This is a genomic window from Gordonia sp. 11cp, from assembly GCF_057767225.1.
Genome location: NZ_CM173437.1, coordinates 3333296 through 3351468, shown reverse-complemented (window position 1 = coordinate 3351468; position 18173 = coordinate 3333296). Strand labels below are relative to the sequence as shown.

The window sequence follows — 18173 nt, the reverse complement described above, 5'->3', positions numbered from 1 at the left end:
ATGCCGTCTTCCATCGTGCTGTCCGACGTCTCGTTCGCCTGGCCCGACGGGACCGTCGTCTTCGATCACCTCGACCTCACTCTCGGCGCCGAGACCTATGCCCTGATCGGCGCGAACGGCGCGGGCAAATCGACGCTCCTCGGCCTCATCGCGGGCCGGCTGCGTCCGGCGTCCGGCAGCATCACCGTCGCGGGCGACGCGTCGACAACCGAGGTCGGTGTGGTCGTGCAGGACCCGCAGTCCGACCCGTCCACCACCGTGGCCCGGGCGCTCGGCATTCACGAGATCCGTTGTGCGATCGGACGAATCGAGAACGGGTCGGTCGACCCGCAGGACTTCGACGCCGTCGGGGACGACTGGGGTGTCGAGGAGCGCGCGATCGGTCTCCTCGAGCAGATGGGTCTGCCCCGCGACCTCGACCGCGCGGTCGGCGCCATGTCCGGCGGTGAGGCCACCCTGCTGGCGATCGTCGCCGCGCTCATCGCCAACCCGGCGATCCTGCTTCTCGACGAACCGACCAACAACCTGGACACCGACTCCCGCGCACGGCTTTTCGACGCCATCGACTCGTTCACGGGCACCGTCGTCGTGGTGAGTCACGACCTCGAACTCCTCGAGCGGGTCGATGCGACGGTCGAGCTCTATCGCGGTCGCGTGCGACTGTTCGGCGGCCCGTACTCGCAGTACCGCGAGATCGTCGACGCCGAGCAGGAAGCCGCCGAGGCCGCGGTCGCCACCGCGGCCGGCGACCTGCGCAAACAGCGCAGGGAGATGTCCGAGGCCCTGATCAAACTCGACCGGCGGGCCCGGACAGGTGCCACCGCGGAGCGCGAGAAGCGGGTGCCGAAGATCGTCGCGCACAATCGCCGGAGCGAGGCCCAGGTGTCGGCGGGCAAACTGCGCAATGCCCATCGCGACGACGTGGCCTCCGCGGCAACACGTCTCGACGAGGCCCGCGAGGACATCCGGGCCGATCGCACCGCGCGGATCGTCGTACCGACGCCGGAGGTCGCCCCTCGTGCCCAGATCATCGTCGACGACCGTCTGCGCGTCGACGGACCCGAGCGGGTGGCGCTCGTCGGGCCCAACGGTTCCGGGAAATCCACGCTGATCGCGGACGTGATCGCCCGCGAATCCGTGGTCGTGCCCTATGCGTTCGTGCCCCAGCAGATCACCTTCGCCGACCCGACCGTCTCGATCGCCGAGCACCTGGCGCGGACCCACCCCGACATCTCCACCCAGGAGGTCCGGGCGCACCTCGCGCGCTTCCTGTTCCGGGGCGCCCGCGCCGATCGCGCGCTCGCCGAACTGTCCGGCGGCGAGCGCCTGCGTGTCGCCCTGGCCGACGCCCTGCTCGGCGACCCGACACCGAAACTCCTGATTTTGGACGAACCGACCAACAATCTCGACCTCGACACCGTCACGCAGCTCGTCGACGCTATCGAGGCATGGTCCGGCGCGGTGCTGGTGGTCTCACACGACGCCGGGTTCCTCGACCGGATCGGAATCGAGCGGCGTGTCTCCCCGACGGGCGCGGATGACGAAGCCCCCGCGGCCGAACCCGCCGTCGACGTCCAGGAAGACCGCTGACGAACACTCGGTGACACGGCCCGCGCCGTGGCCGCGGTGCCCGCATACTGCGTGCGATGCCTCCGTCAGCCCTTGCCGCGACCGATCCGCCGGTGGACGAACCCACCCCCGTCGTCCTCGTCCACGGGATACGGGTGAGTGGAGCGACACTGCACCGGGTGGCTGCCGCGGTGGCGGCGACGGCCCCTGCGGGCAGGGATGTCGTCACCCCCGATCTCCCCGGGCACGGACGGCGTCGGGCGGAGAGGTTCACGATGGACGCTGCCGTCGACGCCGTCGTCGCCGAGATCGAGCGGTTCGGCCGGCCGGCGGTCGTGGCCGGAATGTCGATGGGCGGTTATGTGGCGATGGCGGCCGCGAGTCGCCATCCACATCACGTCGCGGCGCTGGTGCCCATGTGCGCGACCGCGCAACCCAGTCGGATCCTCGCGGCACCGTTCGAGACATTCGGGGCGGTGACATCGCTCCTGCCACGCCAGGCGGCGGTCATCAGCCAGGCGCTCACCCGCCTGGCCGTCGGCAGGCAGGTGTCCGAGGACATGGAGATCGGCGGGTTGTCGCTCGGGTCCATCGCCGACGTCGTGGCCGAGCTCAAGCACTTCGACGCGCTCGGCGAGGTCGGTCGTTATCCGGGCCGCACGGTCTTCGTCAACGGGCGTCAGGATCAGTTCCGGGTCCACGAGCGACGGTTCGTCGAAGCCGCGGCGGACGCGACCCTCACCATCGTCCCGCGCGCGAGTCATCTCTTCCCACTCATCCAGCCCGAACTCGCGGGACGCCTCGTGGGCGAGGTGGCGGCGGGCTGCGACCATGCCGGTGCGCTCGGGCATGAACTCGACTCATAGGTCCTACCTCAGGGTGTCTGAGCCGCACCCAGTTTGAGCCTCGAAGTCGTCTCGTGATCGGATGACACAGATCACTGCAACACTCGTCGCGGTGCCCTCGCGCGAACGATGCACCCGAGGAGGAGGCTGGATGGTCCCGATCGAGGTCACCGGCGTGCTGCAGAAACAGGCCTGGGCCGACAAGGTGCTGCCGCCGGTCGAGGAGGTCCGGCCGCGACTGTGGTCGATCCCGGTGCCCATGGGTCCCAATCCGCTGCGCTACATCCTCGTCTACGCCCTCGGACTGCCCGACGGCGGCCTCGCGCTCATCGACGCCGGCTGGCCGTCGGACGAGTCGTGGGATGTCCTCGTCGCAGGCATCCGCTCCACCGGACACGACGTCACCGACGTCCGTTCCATCGGTGTGACCCATCTCCATCCCGACCACTTCGGGCTCGTGCCGCGTCTCCTCGAGCACGTCGACGCCGAGCTGTGGATGCATCGCGACGACGCCCGCTACCTGCGCCACCATTCCGACGACGAGGTGGAGAGCCAGCTCCGGCAGGCGCGGTCCGAACTCCGGATGCTCGGCGCACCGACCGAGGTCGCCGACGAAGGGTTCATCGGTTTCATCCGCATGCCCGACGGCCGGACCGTCGACCGCGAACTGACCGGCGACGCCCCCCTCGACATCCCCGGCTGGGATCTCCGAGCCATCTGGACGCCCGGCCACACCGCGGGACATCTCTGCTTCGCCGACGACACCGCCGGTGTCATCTTCACCGGCGACCACCTGTTGCCGCGGATCAGTCCGAACATCTCGACCAACCCCATGCAGACCGACAATCCCCTCGCCGATTACCTGATCTCGCTGGCCAACACGGAGAAGATGCGCGACCACGAGGCGCTGCCGTCCCACGAGTACCGGTTCCGAGGTCTCGGCGACCGGGTGACCGGCCTGCTCGAGCACCACGAGGACCGGCTCGCCGAGATCACCGCGACCGTCGCCCGGCATCCGGAGAGCTCGGCCTGGGAGATCACCCGGTCGGTGACCTGGTCACGCCCGTTCGAGGAGCTGTCGCTCACCCTCAGCCGACTCGCGCTGCGGGAGACGCACGCCCACCTGATCGTCCTGCAGGAGCGAGGCATTCTCGACGCTCGCGTACCCGCCGACGACCCGGCCGCACCGGGCCCGATCCGCTGGTTCCTCGCCGATGGCGCCACACCGCCTGCGCCACAATCGGTTTCCACTTCCGAAGGCACCTGACTTCCCCTCCGTCCATCAACTCCAGGAGATCCCATGAGTGCAGTGCTCACCGAGTTCGCCGACGGCGTCGCCGTCATCACGATCAATCGTCCCGAAGCGAAGAACGCCGTGAATCTCGAGGTCTCCGAGGGCATCGCCGCCGCGATCGACGAACTCGAGTCGCGCGACGACCTCACCATCGGGATCCTCACCGGCGCCGGTGGCACGTTCTGCGCCGGAATGGACCTCAAGGCCTTCGCCCGCGGCGAGCAGGTGTCGCTGAAGGGCCGCGGGTTCGGCGGGCTCACCGAGGCGCCACCGAGCAAGCCCCTCATCGCCGCGGTCGAGGGCTGGGCGCTGGCCGGGGGATGCGAACTCGCGCTGTCGGCAGACCTCGTCGTCGCGGCGAGCAATTCCAAGTTCGGCATCCCCGAGGTCAAGCGCGGACTCGCCGCCGCGGCCGGCGGACTGCTCCGCCTGCCGAAGATCCTGCCGTACCAGGTCGCGATGGAGCTCGCGCTGACCGGCGACCCGCTCACCGCCGAACGCGCCCATCAGTTCGGACTGGTCAACCGCGTCACCGAGCCCGGCGAGGCACTCGCCGGCGCACGCGAACTCGCCGCCGTCATCGCGGCCAACGGACCGCTCGCCGTCCGTGCCACCAAACAGGTCACCTCGATGGCCATCCGCTACACCGATCCCGAACTGATCAAGAAGCAGTGGGATCATCTCGGCCCGGTGTTCGCCTCCGACGACGCGAGAGAGGGTGCCGTCGCCTTCGCCGAGAAGCGGGCGCCGCGATGGACCGGCAAGTGACCTCCCGCCGGATTCACTAAAGTGACCGGGGTGGACCTGCACCTCGTGACCTACTTCGTCGCCGTGGTCGACCACGGCGGCATCACGAAGGCCGCCCAGTCCCTCTACATCTCACAGCCGTCGCTGTCCCAGGCAATCCGCACGCTCGAGAAGCGCCTCGGCGTCACGTTGTTCGACCGCACCGGGCGCCGTCTCGAACTCACCGAGGCCGGACGCAAACTCGACGTCGCCGCCCGCCGCATCCTGGCCGACGTCGACCGTGCCAAGGCCAAGGTCGACGCGGTTCGCGAGCTGCGTGCCGGCCGCGTCGACGTCGTGACCTACGCGGCATTCAGCGTGGATCCCGTGGTCAACGTCGTGCGTCTGTTCCGGGAACGCTTCCCGCACTTGTCGGTACGGGTCGTCTCCGCGGACAGCCCCGCAGGAGTGCTGTCGGCGCTGCGATCCGGCGAGGCCGAGGTCGGGATCATGGACTCGACCGCCGAGCACGCGACTTTCACCGCCATCCCGATGGCCGAGCAGGAACTGGTCGTCGCGGCGCATGCGCCGCTCGCCGACGGACTGCCGGATCCGATACCGCACTCGGCGGTGCGCTCACTACCCCTCGTCATCGATCACAGCGACCCGATCACGGCGGGGCTCCTCGACGGGCTCCTCGACGAGGACGGAAGGAACGTGGTGGTCGACTGCCAGCTGCCTTCCGCGGTGTGGAGTCTGGTCAAGAAGGGAACGGGGGCAACGGTTCTCCCCTTCACCGTGGCCGAACGACAGCTCGCGGGACTGCGGCGACTCGCGCTCGACCCGCCGCTGACGCGGGCGTGGGGACTCGTGCTGCGATCCGGGCTCCCCTCGCCGGCCGCGCTCGCCTTCATCTCCGCGGCGAAGGTCCACTGCGGGATCGCTCCGGATCCCGCCGAACCACGGGACTGGTGACTTCCACCATGGAATTGCGGCAGGTCGAGTACTTCCTGGCGGTGGTGGAGAACAAGGGCATCGGTGGTGCGGCCTCGGCTCTCGGCGTCGCTCAACCCACTGTGTCCCAAGCACTCCGGGCGCTCGAACGCGAACTCGGGGTGCAGCTGTTCCATCGCATCGGCCGCGGGATGGTGCTCTCGGCGGCCGGGCGGACGATGGTCGGTCCTGCACGTCAGATCGTCCGCGACATGGATGCCGTCGACGACCTGCTCTCGGCGTCGGAGGACGAACTCACCGGTCATCTCGACATCCTCGCCTTCGCCGCCACCGCCGTCGGACCCGTCGTCGACCTCGTCACCCGGTTCCGTGCCGCGTATCCACGAGTGTCGGTGCGGCTGGGTGAGTTACGCGACGAGACCAGGGCCGCGTCGGCGATCGAGGACGGTCACTGCGAATTCGCCGTCGCTCACCTGCCGATCGCCGGTGACGACCTCGAGGTGATCGTGATGGGTGAACACGAACACGTCCTGGTCTACCCGCCGGGCACCGAGGTACCCGAGGGCCCGATCCCGTTGAACAACCTGCCGCCGATCCCGATGGTCTTCGTGCCGCGCGGCTACTCGGTGGCCGACGAGTTCGAGGAGGCCATCCGTGTCGGCGGCGTCCGGCCGCCTCTCGCCGTGCTGTCGGAGATCCGCGAGGAACGGCTCCCCATGGTGGAGTCCGGGATCGGCGGCACGCTCCTCGAGCGGTCCGTCGCGGAGTCGGCGGACTCCCCGGTCGTCATCCGCGAGATCGAACCGAATGTCGTGCGTCCCTTCGCGATCGCCTTTCACCCGCCGTCCCTGTCGGCCGTCGGCCAGGCGTTCGTCGACCTCGTGCGCGAATCGGTGGGATGACCGACTGGAACACCGGACCCCACCGGAGCGACTCAGGTGGGGTCCGGTGAGTCTTGGGGTCAGCCGACGCGTTCGAAGACCGCCGCGAGTCCCTGACCACCGCCGATGCACATCGTCTCCAGACCGTAACGCGCCCCGCGCCGGTGCAGCTCGCGCGCCAGCGAGGCCAGCATGCGGCCGCCGGTGGCCCCGACCGGGTGTCCCAATGAGATTCCCGAGCCATGGACGTTGGTGCGATCGAAATCGCCGCCGGCGCCGAACCGGCCGAAACCCCACTCGCGGGTGACGGCGAGCGCCTGCGCGGCGAAGGCCTCGTTGAGTTCGATGACGTCGATGTCGGCGAGCGTCAGTCCGGCCTTCGCGAGGGCCTTCTCGGTCGCCGGCACCGGCCCGATCCCCATGGTGCGCGGCGGTACCCCGGCCAGACCCCAGGACACGAGCTTGACCAGCGGGCGCAGACCCAGCTTCTCGGCGACCTCGGGCGTGGTCACGATCGCCATCGACGCGGCGTCGTTCTGGCCGCTGGCGTTGCCCGCCGTCACCGTCGCATCCGGGTCCGTCTTGCCCATGATCGGCTTGAGCTTCGACAACGATTCCACCGAGACATCCGGGCGCGGATGCTCGTCGGTGTCGATGACCTGGTCGCGTCCTCGCGAGGGAACGGTGACCGGGATGATCTCCTCGGCCAGTACGCCGTCCTTCTGAGCGCGGACCGCTCGTTCGTGCGATGCCACAGCCAGCTCGTCCTGCTCTTCCCGGGAGATCTCATACTCCTTGCGCAGGTTCTCGGCCGTCTCGATCATGCCGCCGGGCACCGGGTAGTTCTTTCCGCCGGCGGTCGAGCGGGCGCGAACCAGACTGTCGTGCATGGCGATCCCGGTTCGTGCACCACCCCACCGCATGTCCACCGAGTAGAACGACGCATTGCTCATCGATTCGGCACCACCGGCGACCACGACGTCGTTGTCGCCCGACGACACCTGGTATGCGGCCTGGATGACGGCCTGCAGTCCCGAGCCGCAACGACGGTCGATGTGCATGCCGCCCACCGTGATCGGCAACCCCGCGTCGAGGGCGATCACTCGTCCCAGGGCGGGCGCCTCACTGTTGCCGTTGCAGTGACCGAGGATGACGTCCTCGACCTTCCCCGGGTCGAGTCCGGTGCGATCGAGCATCCCCGTCAACGCGGCGACCCCGAGATCGACGGCGGTGAGATTCTTGAACATCCCGCCGTAGCGGCCGATCGGGGTCCGTACCGGTTCGCAGATGACCACGTCGCGCATGGGTGACCTTTCGGGTTCGATGGTGCGAAGTTGTCTGGGTGAGAGCGACTCTCACATGAAGCGGCCGCCGGTCACCTCGAGGACGGTGCCCGTCATGTACGACGACATGTCCGACGCCAGGAACAACGCGACGCTCGCGACCTCACCGACCTCGCCGGCGCGTCGCATCGGGATCTCCGCCATCTTCTGGTCCCATGCCTTCTGCGGCATCGCCTCGGTCATCGCCGACCGGATCAGACCGGGCTGTATCGCGTTGACCCGTACGCCGTGATGGGCCATCTCCTTGGCCGCGGCCTTGGTGAGGCCGACGATGCCCGCCTTGGCCGCCGAGTAGTTCGTCTGCCCGACCATGCCGACCTTGCCCGACAGCGACGAGATGTTCACGATCGCACCGCGCTTGGCCTCGCGCATGATCGCCGCCGCCTTACGCGTGCCGTTCCAGGTGCCTTTGAGATGCACCGAGATGACCTGGTCGAAATCCTCCTCGGTCATCGTGCGCATCGTGGCGTCCCGGGTGATCCCCGCGTTGTTCACCACGACGTCGAGAGACCCGAAGACCTCGACCGCCGTCGCCAGCAGTGCATCGACCTCGGCCGCGTCGACGACGTCACACCGCACCGCCCGGGCCACCTCGCTACCGCCGAGTTCGTCCGCGGCAGCCTGCGCGGCGTCGAGGCCGAGATCGCCGAGGACGACTCGAGCGCCGGCCTCGACGAACGATCTGGCGATCTCGAAACCGATGCCCTGCGCGCCACCGGTCACGACGGCGGTACGTCCTTCGAGCAGCGGCTGCGCGGTGGTGCGTGACATGTGTCGTGTCGTCCTTCCGGGGTCCCACCGCCCCGTGGGGTCGGTGGAGAGCGAACGGCGAACAGCGACAGGGCGCCGCGCCGGCGGGTGGGTGAACTCAATCTATCGAGATCGTCCCCCGTCGAACCCCTCCACGCTCATACGCAGCGGCTATCGGATCGATCCCGGTTTCGTATTGGACGGCCGAGGTGCGAACGCGCAAGAGTGGGCGCATGACCGGTGTGATGCAACCAGCCTCGACCTCCCAGGTGGGACCCGAGGATTTCGCCGACATTCTCGCCGCGACGCGTGAGTTCGTCCGCGAGGTGGTGGTCCCGCGTGAGCAGGAGATCCTCGACACGGACGCGATCCCGGACGACATCCGCCAGACGGCCAAGGACATGGGTCTTTTCGGCTACGCCATCCCGCAGGAATGGGGCGGTCTGGGCCTCGACCTGACCCAGGACGTCGAACTCGCGATGGAACTGGGATACACCTCCCTGGCGCTGCGGTCGATGTTCGGCACCAACAACGGCATCGCCGGCCAGGTACTCGTGCACTTCGGCACCGATGAGCAGAAGACCGCGTGGCTGGAGAAGATCGCGTCCGGCGAGGTGGTCGCCTCGTTCGCGCTGACCGAGCCGGGGGCCGGCTCCGACCCGGCCGGACTGCGCACGAAGGCCGTCCGCGACGGCGACGACTGGGTGATCACCGGCGAGAAACGGTTCATCACCAACGCCCCGTTGGCCGATCTGTTCGTCGTGTTCGCCCGAACCCGCCCGGCCGACGACGACGGCACCGGCATCGCGGTGTTCCTCGTCCCCGCCGACGCCGCGGGGCTGAGCGTGGGCGCCAAGGACCGCAAGATGGGCCAGGAGGGCGCCTGGACCGCCGACGTGCACTTCGACGATGTGCGTGTCCCGGCGTCGACGCTGGTCGGTGGCAGCGAGGACGTGGGCTACAAGGCCGCGATGATGAGCCTGGCGCGCGGCCGGGTTCACATCGCCGCCCTCTCGGTGGGCACCGCGCAGCGCGCCCTCGACGAGTCGGTGTCGTGGGCCGCGACGGCGACCCAGGGCGGTACCGCGATCGGCGAGTTCCAGTTGGTACAGGCCATGCTCGCCGACCAGCAGTCCGGCGTGATGGCCGGGCGAGCACTGGTGCGCGAAGCGGCTCGCGCCTGGGTCGACGACACCGACCGGCGCATCGCCCCGTCCGCCGCCAAGCTGTTCTGCACCGAGATGGTCGGCAAGGTCGCCGATCTCGCGGTCCAGATCCACGGCGGCAGCGGCTACATGCGCGACGTCCCGGTGGAGCGCATCTACCGCGAGGTGCGGTTGCTCCGCCTGTACGAGGGCACCAGCGAGATCCAGCGGCTCATCATCGGACGCAACCTGGTCAAGCGGGCGCAGCGCTGAACTATCCGGCGTGCGTGAGCCGCTCCCGGAGCGCGACCTTCTGGATCTTGCCCGCCGCCGACGTCGGTAGCTCGTCGACCACGTAGACGTCGCGGATCTTCTTGTACGGCAACACCTGCTGTTCGACGAATCTCGCGACCGATGCCGCCTCGATGACGTGCCCGGTCTTGGCCACCAGGAACGCGACCGGTTCCTGTCCGACGGCACCCGCCTCGCGTCCGACCACCGCGGCCGCCTCGACGTCGGGATGGGTCACCAGGATCTCTTCGAGCTCCCGCGGATACACGTTGTAGCCCTTGTAGATCAGCATGTCCTTGACACGATCGCAGATGTAGAGGTAGCCGTCGGAGTCGCGGTAGGCGATGTCACCGGTGTCGAGCCACCCGTCGACGAACTGTTCGGCCGTCTTGTCGGGGTGATCCAGGTAGCCGGCGGTGACCTGCGGGCCGCGAACCCACAGCCCGCCCCTCTCCCCCGGTCCGAGCACCGCGGTGGGATCGTCGACCGAACGGATCTCGACCTCGGTGTCGAAGGTCGGCAGGCCGACACTACCGAGGCGGTAGTACCCCTGAGAGGTCAGCGGCGCCGAGGACACGAGGCAGGTGGCCTCGGTGAGTCCGTAACCTTCGACGACGGCCGCCGCAGGGAACGCCTTCCGGAGGCGTTCGAGGGTGACGTGATCGATGGGTGCGGCACCCGAGGAGACGACCCGCACCGAGGTGAGGTCACGCGTCGCGACGTCGGGGTGGGCGGCGAGCGCATGCCACATCGCCGGACTGCCGGTCACGTAGGAGGCACTGAACTCCTCGATGAGGCCGAGCATGCGTGCCGGGTCGAACCGCCCGCCGAACACATGGGTTGCGCCGCACAGCAACAGGAACGACATGTTGATGAGCGCATGCGCGTGGAACAAAGGCGAGACGACGACGGTCGCGGCGGCACCGGGGACCACACCCGGATTCTCGTCCGACCGGGGGGTGAGGACGAGCAGGCCGTCGTCACCCACGTCGAGGGCGTGCCCGGCACGCCAGGCGATCATCTGGGTGACGTTGCCGATGACGTTGCGGTGCAACACCCGTACACCTTTCGACACCCCCGTGGTGCCGCCGGTGAAGGCGAGATGCGCGACGTCCTCGCTCGTCACCGACACCGTGGGCGCGCCGTGATGTCCGGCGGTGAACGCGGTGAGTGAGCACGTCGCGACCCCTTCGGACGCTTCTGCCGTCCCGTCGACCACGACGACGGTCGTCAGCGTCGAACCCGCGGCGGCCGCCAGCAACCGCGCCGACTGCCCGCTCTGCGTGAAACCGACCACCGCACCGGTTTCCATGATCTGACACCGGAGACCGGAGACGGGTTGCAGCGGATTCACCAGGGTCACGGTGGCACCCGCCCGCAAGGACCCGTAGTAGGAGACCACGAACTCGACGCTGTTCGTCAGATACAGCAGCACGACGTCCCGCTCGACGACCCCGGCGGCTCGTAGCGCCGACGCCACCGCGGCCGATTGCGTGTCGAGTTCGGTGTAGGTGAGAGTCGTCTCGCTGTCCACGACGGCAGCACGGTTGCCGTACATCGCCGCCATTCCGGCCGGGAGGTCGGCCATGGTGGTGTCGGGATAGCGCAGCGTCGTGGGCGCCGATGGGGTCATCGCGAGGTGTCCTCTCGGAGTCGAATACTGGAATTGCGTTGCCGCTGACCGCCTCCCCCGGCGATACTGTCTGCCCGACGCCCCTCCGCCCGGCACCCGGTCAGCGCGGGGCCATCCGGATCGCCCCGTCGAGGCGGATGGTCTCGCCGTTGAGATAAGTGTTCTCCAGGATCGACGCGGCCAGGTGACCGAACTCCTCCGGTCGGCCGAGTCGGGCCGGGTTGGGAATACTCGCCGCGAGAGACTCACGCACGTCGTCGCGAAGTCGGGCCAGCAACGGGGTGTCCATCGTGCCGGGTGCGATGGTGTTGACGCGGATGAGCTTGCTGGCCAGATCTCGCGCCGCGACAAGGGTCATGCCAACGATGCCTGCCTTGGACGCCGCGTAGTTGATCTGGCCGATCTGCCCCTCGAAGGCCGCGACCGACGCGGTCATGATGACCGCGCCGCGCTCGCCGTCGATCGGTTCGAGGCGCGCGATGCGCTCGGCGCCGAGGGACAACGCGTGGAACGAACCGACGAGATTGAGCTTCATCACGAACTCGAAGTCATCGGCGGGAGTCGCCTTGCCCTCCTTGTCGAGGATGCGCATGCGCCGGCCGGCCCCGGCACAGTGCACGACGCCTCGTAGACCACCGCGCTCGTCCGCCACATCGAGTGCGGCAGCGAATTGTTCGGCGTCGGTGATGTCGGCGGCGGCGAAACCGGCCGCGGTGCCGAGTCCGTCGGCCACGGCCTGGACGTCGGAGGTGGGTAGGTCGATGAGAGTGACGAGACCGCCCGCGTCGATCACGCGCTTGGCTGTCGCCAGGCCGAGACCGGAAGCGCCACCGGTGATCGCAATCGAGAGTCCCTTGAGATCCATTGCTCTGTACTTCCTTTCGAAATGATCTCGTCCCGTTCCATGAGATGCGAGCGGAGCGAGCCACGAAGTGGTGGGTCGGAAGTCCGCGGTCAGAGAAGTTCGAGGATGGTGGTGTTCGCCATACCGCCGGCCTCACACATCGACTGGAGACCATAACGGATTTCGTTGTCGCGCATGTGATGGACGAGTCGGGTCATGAGAATGGCGCCGGAACCTCCGAGCGGGTGTCCGACCGCGATCGCGCCGCCGAGAGGGTTGAGGCGGTCGATGTCGGCACCGGTCTCGGCCTGCCAGGCGAGCGGAACCGGGGCGAACGCCTCGTTGATCTCGAAGGCCCCGATGTCGTCGATCGACAGCCCCGATCGCTTGAGTGCCTTCGCGGTGGCCGGGATGGGCCCGGTCAGCATGATCACCGGGTCATCGGCGGCGACGACCGCCGTGTGGATACGCGCGATCGGCGTCAGTCCGTGCGACGTCGCGGTGTCGGAGGACATGATCAGCAAGGCACCCGATCCGTCGGAGATCTGCGACGAGTTGCCCGCGTGGATGACGCCGTCCTCGCTGAACGCGGGCTTGAGCTTGGCCAGGGATTCCAGCGTGCCGCCGCGACGGATGCCCTCATCGCCCTCGAGCACTCCCGGGATCGGCGCGAGTTGGCTGTCGAAGGCGCCGCGGTCGGCGGCCTGCGCGGCGAGCTCGTGCGAGCGCAGCGAATACTCGTCGAGGCGGGTGCGGTCGAGTCCCCACTTGGCGGCGACCATCTCCGCGCCGACCCCCTGACTGAACTTGTCCACCCCGTACCGATCGAGAACGGTGGGCGGCTGATGCTCCCCGTTGGGGGCGGCACTGCCCATCGGGACTCTGCTCATCGACTCGACACCGCCGGCGATCACGACGTCCTGCTGACCCGAGATGACCGCTGCGGCCGCCATGCTGACCGCCTGCTGGCTCGATCCGCAGGCACGGGTCACCGTCGTGCCCGGAACGCTCTCCGGCCAGCCTGCGGCGAGAACCGCGGTCCGCGCGACGTTCCCGGCCTGCTCGGACGCCTGGCTCACGCACCCCCACAGAACGTCGTCGACGATCGCCGGTTCGACACCGGTTCGTTCTACGAGTGCCTCGAGGACGTGGGCGGACAGGTCGGCCGGGTGGATTCCGGACAGGGCGCCGCGGCGGCGGCCGATGGGGGCACGGACCGCGTCGACGATCACTGCATCACGCATGGGGTCTCCTCGATGTCAGGACGAGAGATTAGGCTGTGTTCGACGCGCACGACGCCGGCGGGCGCCGGTCGCCCGTTCTGTCGAGACGACCATCAAGGCGTTTGGCAGACAAGTCGATTCCCACTCACAGACGATGAGGCCCTGCCTATGGGACGCGGAGAATCATCCCGTGGCGCCCTCGATCGTCGGTGCGTGCGGCCGCAGCCGGGCACGATCACGTTCGGGGTCGGCGAACACCAGCGCGAGCACGGCACACACCGCCGCGACGAGACCGAGTACCTGGAACGCGGTGGCATACCCCTCCGCCGGGGTGGCCGCAGCGTCGACGATGACACCCGTGGCGTAGGGCGCCACAAGTCCGCCGATGGCCATGATCGCCAAGAAGACGCCCAACGTGCCCGCTGTCTGCCGAGGCGGGCAGATCTCCGCGACAGCCGCGTTGAACAGCGGGAACACGGTGGCGGCGAAGCCATATCCGATCGACAGGATCGCCACCGCGACGATCGGCGTGCTGATCGACGGAAGCAGGAACAGCAAGACGCCGGACACGAGCACGCCGACCGAGGGCACGACGACTCGCAGCATTCGCGAGGTCGCACCCCGCGAGATCATCCGGTCACTCGTGATCGAACTCAGCACCATCAAGATGAGTCCGACGATCGAGGGGAACGCGAACATCGACCCGGACTGCAGGCGGCTGTAGCCGAGTCCCTCCTCGAAGTACGAGGGCAGCCAGGTCAGCACCACACTCACCAGTGCGTAGACACTCATCACCACCAGCGCCCCGGTGATGAAGGTCCGCGAGGTGAAGATCGAGATCCATGGGGTGGCCGGTTCGGCGTCGCCATCTGCGGCGGTGCCCTTCGCCGTCTTCCCGCTCGCGATGTAGGGGCCGTTGCGCCACGTGGCCAGCCAGACGACGCACCAGGCGAGGCCCCCGATGGCGAGGGAGATCAGCGCCCAGCGCCATCCGAACGTCACGGTGATCACGGCGAGCAGCGGGGCGATGGCGATCTTCGAGATCGACGCGGCGCCGGCCAGCAGTGCACCCGGCAGCGCGCGCCGGGCCGGTGGGTGCCACGAGTAGGCCGCGGTGTGCAGGAGTGCGGAACTGGGCCCCTCGGCGAGACCGAGGAACAACCGGCTGACGATGAGGACACCGAGTCCGGCCACCACGACCATCGGCAGCATCGCCGCGGCCCAGCACAGGGCGAGGAGCACCAGCGACCAGCGCAGGGTCATCCAGCGATTCAGCAGGCCCGCGAAGAATCCACCGATGGTGAAGGTGAGGAAGAACAGGCTGCCGACGAGCCCGATCTGCGACGAACTGAGTCCGAGTTCCTCACGAAGCGGCTGGGCGATGATCCCGAGAACGGCCTTGTCGGCGTAGTTGATGACATACAGGCTCACCAGCAGCGAGGTGATGCCCCAGGCGCCTACCCGGGACTCGCCGCGCGGCCCCAGCTTGCGACCCCCCGGTGATCGACCGGACCGGGTCGCCTCGAAGTCGATCGTCCGCGTGGCGTCGCCGGGTGAGGCGTGCGCCGACGACGCGGGCTTCTTGCCGGGCCCTGATCCGGAGGTGGTCGTGACCGCCATGGTGAACCTCTTCCGATGAGTGGTCTGGGTAACGATGCGATCCGCACGTGGGCCAGATCACATCCGATCCGATTGAAACCGGACATGACCGCCCCTGACAACGTTCGCCCGGCGAACGATCCGACTGCCCGTGCCTATGTGTCCAGGCCCGGCCCGCCACGAGCTGGGGTCATTGGCAGGCCCTCACGGACCCATAGCGATGGTGCGTTCGGAGCCACTCGTTTCATTGGCTCGCGCTATCGCACCCTTAGTTCACGTCGACTACTTCGCCGCGGTCGGGCGGGGCATGCTGGGAGACGGACATCCCGCCGAGGCGCACGCCCGCCCCGACCGCGGTCACACGCAGCCCGACAGACTCGGAGACACCTCACCGCCATGACCCGCCTCGCGCAGACCTTGGGCCTCACCGAGATCCAGACCGAGATCCTGTCCAACGTCCGCTCGTTCGTCGACAAACAGATCATCCCGAATGCGCAGGAACTCGAGCACGCCGACGAGTACCCACAGGCCATCGTCGACGGCATGGCCGAGATGGGCTTGTTCGGTCTGATGATCCCCGAGGAGTACGGCGGGCTCGGCGAATCCCTGCTGACCTATGCGCTGTGCGTCGAGGAACTCGCACGCGGCTGGATGAGTGTGTCCGGGGTGATCAACACCCATTTCATCGTGGCGTACATGATCCGGCAGCACGGGACCGACGACCAGAAGCAGCGGTTCCTCCCCCGGATGGCGACCGGCGAGGTGCGCGGCGCGTTCTCGATGTCCGAACCGGAACTGGGGTCGGACGTGGCGGCGATCAAGACGAGCGCCAAGCGCGACGGAGATGACGGATACATCATCGACGGACAGAAGATGTGGCTGACCAACGGCGGATCGTCGACTCTCGTTGCCGCGCTGGTCCGGACCGACGAGGGCAACGAGAAACCGCACAAGAACCTGACCACCTTCCTCGTCGAAAAGCCCGCCGGTTTCGGCGAGGTGCGGCCCGGGCTGACGATCCCGCGGAAGCTGGACAAGATGGGCTACAAGGGCATCGACACCACCGAGCTGATCTTCGACGGCTATCGCGCATCCGCGTCCGACATCCTCGGCGGCGAGCGCGGCCGCGGGTTCGCGCACATGATGGACGGCGTCGAGGTCGGCCGCGTCAACGTCTCCGCCCGCGCGTGCGGGATCGCCCAGCGCGCATTCGAACTCGGCGTGAAGTATGCGCAGCAGCGATCCACCTTCGGCAAGCCCATCGCCGAACACCAGGCCATCGCGTTCTCGCTGGCCGAGATGGCGACGAAAGTCGAGGCCGCGCACCTGATGATGGTCAATGCGGCACGCCTGAAGGACTCGGGCGAGCGCAACGACGTCGCCGCCGGGATGGCCAAATACCTGTGCAGCGAGTACTGCGCCGAGGTCACCCAGGCCAGCTTTCGAATCCACGGTGGCTACGGCTATTCGAAGGAGTTCGAGATCGAGCGGCTGATGCGCGACGCACCCTTCCTGCTGATCGGCGAGGGCACCAGCGAAATACAGAAACAGATCATCTCCAAGGGACTCCTGCGCGAATATCGCGAGAAATGACCGCCGCGAGTCGAATCTCGTCAGACCCGTCCGCCCACAACAGTTTCGAGGGACCACATGCTGCGTCGCATCTTCACCGAGGACCACGAATCGTTCCGCAAGACCGTCCGGGACTTCATCGCCAAGGAGGTCGCGCCCGTCTATCACGACTGGGAGAAACAGGGACATCCGCCGCGTGAGTTCTACAACCGGCTCGGCGAACTCGGCGTCCTGGGCATCGAGGCGCCCGAGGAGTACGGCGGCGGCGGTGTCTCCGACTTCACCTACTCGATGGTGATCGCCGAGGAGACCTCGGCCGCGGGTGTCACCTTCGGCAGCTACTCGGTGCACTCGAACCTGATCCTCCCCTACCTCGTCGAGTACGCCACCGACGAGCAGAAGCAGCGCTGGCTGCCCGGATTCTGTTCCGGCGAGCTGATGTTCGCGATCGCGATGACCGAACCCGGCACCGGTTCTGATCTCGCCAACATCTCGACCACCGCCAAGCTGTCCGAGGACGGATCGCACTACGTACTCGACGGCGCGAAGACGTTCATCACCGGCGGCGCACTGGCCGATCGCGTCCTCGTCGTCGCCCGGACCGCACCGTTCGATCCCGAGAACCGTCGTGCCGGATTGTCGATCCTGGTGGTGGACACCAAGTCCGAGGGATTCTCGGTGGGCCGCAAGATCGAGAAGATCGGACTCAAGGCCTCCGACACCGCCGAACTCTCGTTCAGTTCGGTCGAGGTTCCCGTGTCCGACCGGCTCGGCGAGGAGGGAGCCGGGTTCTCGTACCTCGCGCACAACCTCGCGCAGGAACGACTCACCATCGCCATCGGGGCGTCGGCCACCGCCGCGGCAGCCGTCCAGCATGCGATCGCCTACACCAAGGAGCGCGACGTCTTCGGCAAACCCGTTGCCGCGTTCCAGAACACCAAGTTCGTGCTCGCCGAGTGCTCTGCCGAGGTCGAGGCGATCCGCGCGATCGTCGACCGCGCACTCGAACTCCACAACGAGGGCGAACTCACCGTCCCGGACGCGGCCCGCGCGAAGCTGTTCGCCACCGAGACCGCCGGCAAGGTCATCGACAAGTGCCTGCAGTTGCACGGCGGGTACGGCTACGTCCTGGAGTACCCGATCGCCCGGCTGTACGCAGACACCCGCGTCACCCGCATCTACGGTGGCACCAGCGAGGTCATGAAGACGATCATCGCCAAGGACCTCGGCCTGTAGGTGTCATGCAGGTCGCTGCTCCGACTGTCGCTCCCTGAAAACCACCCCACGGAGCCGGGCCGGGCAACCCATCGGCAGCTGTCCGTTTCCTACGGGTGGTCTTCAGCCTGCTCGTGTGATATCCGCCGCTCACGCCCCCGGCAGGGTTCGCGCAGCCCGCGGTAACAGGCGACCGATGCGTACCGACAACCCCGGTGAACGCTCAGCCCAGTCCGGTTTCCCGTCCGCCGGTCGTGCCTTAAGATTCCCTGAGCAATCGGCGGGTAGC

The 18173-nt window shown here is 68.0% G+C and carries 15 protein-coding genes; 9 read left to right on the top strand and 6 right to left on the bottom strand.

Annotated elements, in window-relative coordinates; genetic code table 11:
* From AC3B6C_RS14975 to AC3B6C_RS14950, 6 genes are all read left to right on the top strand, one after another.
* The gene (locus tag AC3B6C_RS14975) at nucleotides 1–1590 is read left to right on the top strand and encodes an ABC-F family ATP-binding cassette domain-containing protein (RefSeq protein WP_488373321.1); all 1590 of its coding nucleotides are present in this window, start codon (nucleotides 1–3) and stop codon (nucleotides 1588–1590) included.
* A 56-nt stretch (nucleotides 1591–1646) separates the two neighbouring features.
* Entirely contained in the window at nucleotides 1647–2435 is a 789-nt protein-coding gene (locus AC3B6C_RS14970) for an alpha/beta fold hydrolase (protein WP_044506277.1), read from the top strand.
* Between the two features lie 130 nt (nucleotides 2436–2565).
* Nucleotides 2566–3681 (top strand): MBL fold metallo-hydrolase, encoded by a 1116-nt coding sequence (locus AC3B6C_RS14965; RefSeq protein ID WP_488373320.1) that lies wholly within the window; start codon nucleotides 2566–2568, stop codon nucleotides 3679–3681.
* 33 nt (nucleotides 3682–3714) lie between these two features.
* Nucleotides 3715–4476, top strand: coding sequence for a crotonase/enoyl-CoA hydratase family protein (locus AC3B6C_RS14960; RefSeq protein ID WP_014926004.1), 762 nt, complete (start codon nucleotides 3715–3717; stop codon nucleotides 4474–4476).
* 30 nt (nucleotides 4477–4506) lie between these two features.
* Entirely contained in the window at nucleotides 4507–5409 is a 903-nt protein-coding gene (locus AC3B6C_RS14955) for a LysR family transcriptional regulator (RefSeq protein ID WP_488373319.1), read from the top strand.
* Nucleotides 5410–5417: 8 nt separating this feature from the next.
* A complete protein-coding gene (locus tag AC3B6C_RS14950; protein WP_055475288.1) occupies nucleotides 5418–6290 on the top strand; it encodes a LysR family transcriptional regulator in 873 nt (290 codons plus the stop codon).
* Nucleotides 6291–6349: 59 nt separating this feature from the next.
* On the opposite strand, the gene AC3B6C_RS14945 is transcribed toward AC3B6C_RS14950, so the two are convergent.
* Nucleotides 6350–7573 carry an acetyl-CoA C-acetyltransferase gene (locus AC3B6C_RS14945; RefSeq protein ID WP_055475289.1) on the bottom strand — a complete coding sequence of 408 codons (1224 nt, stop codon included), beginning with the start codon at nucleotides 7571–7573 and terminating at the stop codon, nucleotides 6350–6352.
* A gap of 51 nt (nucleotides 7574–7624) precedes the next feature.
* Nucleotides 7625–8383, bottom strand: a complete 759-nt coding sequence (fabG, locus tag AC3B6C_RS14940) for a 3-oxoacyl-ACP reductase FabG (RefSeq protein ID WP_055475290.1) — start codon at nucleotides 8381–8383, stop codon at nucleotides 7625–7627.
* Nucleotides 8384–8595: 212 nt separating this feature from the next.
* On the opposite strand from fabG, the gene AC3B6C_RS14935 reads away from it, so the two are divergent.
* Complete coding sequence (locus AC3B6C_RS14935) at nucleotides 8596–9780, top strand: acyl-CoA dehydrogenase family protein (RefSeq protein WP_488373318.1); 1185 nt, start codon at nucleotides 8596–8598, stop codon at nucleotides 9778–9780.
* Nucleotide 9781: 1 nt separating this feature from the next.
* Here the strand turns inward: AC3B6C_RS14935 and AC3B6C_RS14930 are convergent, their stop codons facing one another.
* From AC3B6C_RS14930 to AC3B6C_RS14915, 4 genes are all read right to left on the bottom strand, one after another.
* The gene (locus AC3B6C_RS14930; RefSeq protein WP_488373317.1) at nucleotides 9782–11431 is read right to left on the bottom strand and encodes a class I adenylate-forming enzyme family protein; all 1650 of its coding nucleotides are present in this window, start codon (nucleotides 11429–11431) and stop codon (nucleotides 9782–9784) included.
* Nucleotides 11432–11531: 100 nt separating this feature from the next.
* The gene (locus AC3B6C_RS14925; protein WP_488373316.1) at nucleotides 11532–12296 is read right to left on the bottom strand and encodes an SDR family NAD(P)-dependent oxidoreductase; all 765 of its coding nucleotides are present in this window, start codon (nucleotides 12294–12296) and stop codon (nucleotides 11532–11534) included.
* Between the two features lie 89 nt (nucleotides 12297–12385).
* Nucleotides 12386–13519 carry a thiolase family protein gene (locus AC3B6C_RS14920; RefSeq protein WP_488373315.1) on the bottom strand — a complete coding sequence of 378 codons (1134 nt, stop codon included), beginning with the start codon at nucleotides 13517–13519 and terminating at the stop codon, nucleotides 12386–12388.
* A 162-nt stretch (nucleotides 13520–13681) separates the two neighbouring features.
* Nucleotides 13682–15118 carry an MFS transporter gene (locus AC3B6C_RS14915; protein WP_488373314.1) on the bottom strand — a complete coding sequence of 479 codons (1437 nt, stop codon included), beginning with the start codon at nucleotides 15116–15118 and terminating at the stop codon, nucleotides 13682–13684.
* A 375-nt stretch (nucleotides 15119–15493) separates the two neighbouring features.
* Here AC3B6C_RS14915 and AC3B6C_RS14910 point away from each other — a divergent pair, with 375 nt between their 5' ends.
* Both AC3B6C_RS14910 and AC3B6C_RS14905 read left to right on the top strand, forming a co-directional pair.
* Nucleotides 15494–16690: an acyl-CoA dehydrogenase family protein gene (locus AC3B6C_RS14910; RefSeq protein ID WP_488373313.1), complete on the top strand. Its 1197-nt coding sequence runs from the start codon at nucleotides 15494–15496 to the stop codon at nucleotides 16688–16690.
* A 57-nt stretch (nucleotides 16691–16747) separates the two neighbouring features.
* A complete protein-coding gene (locus tag AC3B6C_RS14905) occupies nucleotides 16748–17905 on the top strand; it encodes an acyl-CoA dehydrogenase family protein (protein WP_055475294.1) in 1158 nt (385 codons plus the stop codon).
* The last annotated feature ends 268 nt before the right edge of the window (nucleotides 17906–18173 follow it).

Excerpts from the sequence above, each read along its gene's own strand:
- AC3B6C_RS14975 (WP_488373321.1), top strand. The coding sequence starts at position 1 with ATGCCGTCTTCCATCGTGCTGTCCGACGTCTCGTTCGCCTGGCCCGAC.
- AC3B6C_RS14970 (WP_044506277.1), top strand. The coding sequence starts at position 1,647 with ATGCCTCCGTCAGCCCTTGCCGCGACCGATCCGCCGGTGGACGAACCC.
- AC3B6C_RS14965 (WP_488373320.1), top strand. The coding sequence starts at position 2,566 with ATGGTCCCGATCGAGGTCACCGGCGTGCTGCAGAAACAGGCCTGGGCC.
- AC3B6C_RS14960 (WP_014926004.1), top strand. The coding sequence starts at position 3,715 with ATGAGTGCAGTGCTCACCGAGTTCGCCGACGGCGTCGCCGTCATCACG.
- AC3B6C_RS14950 (WP_055475288.1), top strand. The coding sequence starts at position 5,418 with ATGGAATTGCGGCAGGTCGAGTACTTCCTGGCGGTGGTGGAGAACAAG.
- AC3B6C_RS14945 (WP_055475289.1), bottom strand. The coding sequence starts at position 7,573 with ATGCGCGACGTGGTCATCTGCGAACCGGTACGGACCCCGATCGGCCGC.
- fabG (WP_055475290.1), bottom strand. The coding sequence starts at position 8,383 with ATGTCACGCACCACCGCGCAGCCGCTGCTCGAAGGACGTACCGCCGTC.
- AC3B6C_RS14935 (WP_488373318.1), top strand. The coding sequence starts at position 8,596 with ATGACCGGTGTGATGCAACCAGCCTCGACCTCCCAGGTGGGACCCGAG.
- AC3B6C_RS14930 (WP_488373317.1), bottom strand. The coding sequence starts at position 11,431 with ATGACCCCATCGGCGCCCACGACGCTGCGCTATCCCGACACCACCATG.
- AC3B6C_RS14925 (WP_488373316.1), bottom strand. The coding sequence starts at position 12,296 with ATGGATCTCAAGGGACTCTCGATTGCGATCACCGGTGGCGCTTCCGGT.
- AC3B6C_RS14920 (WP_488373315.1), bottom strand. The coding sequence starts at position 13,519 with ATGCGTGATGCAGTGATCGTCGACGCGGTCCGTGCCCCCATCGGCCGC.
- AC3B6C_RS14915 (WP_488373314.1), bottom strand. The coding sequence starts at position 15,118 with ATGGCGGTCACGACCACCTCCGGATCAGGGCCCGGCAAGAAGCCCGCG.
- AC3B6C_RS14910 (WP_488373313.1), top strand. The coding sequence starts at position 15,494 with ATGACCCGCCTCGCGCAGACCTTGGGCCTCACCGAGATCCAGACCGAG.
- AC3B6C_RS14905 (WP_055475294.1), top strand. The coding sequence starts at position 16,748 with ATGCTGCGTCGCATCTTCACCGAGGACCACGAATCGTTCCGCAAGACC.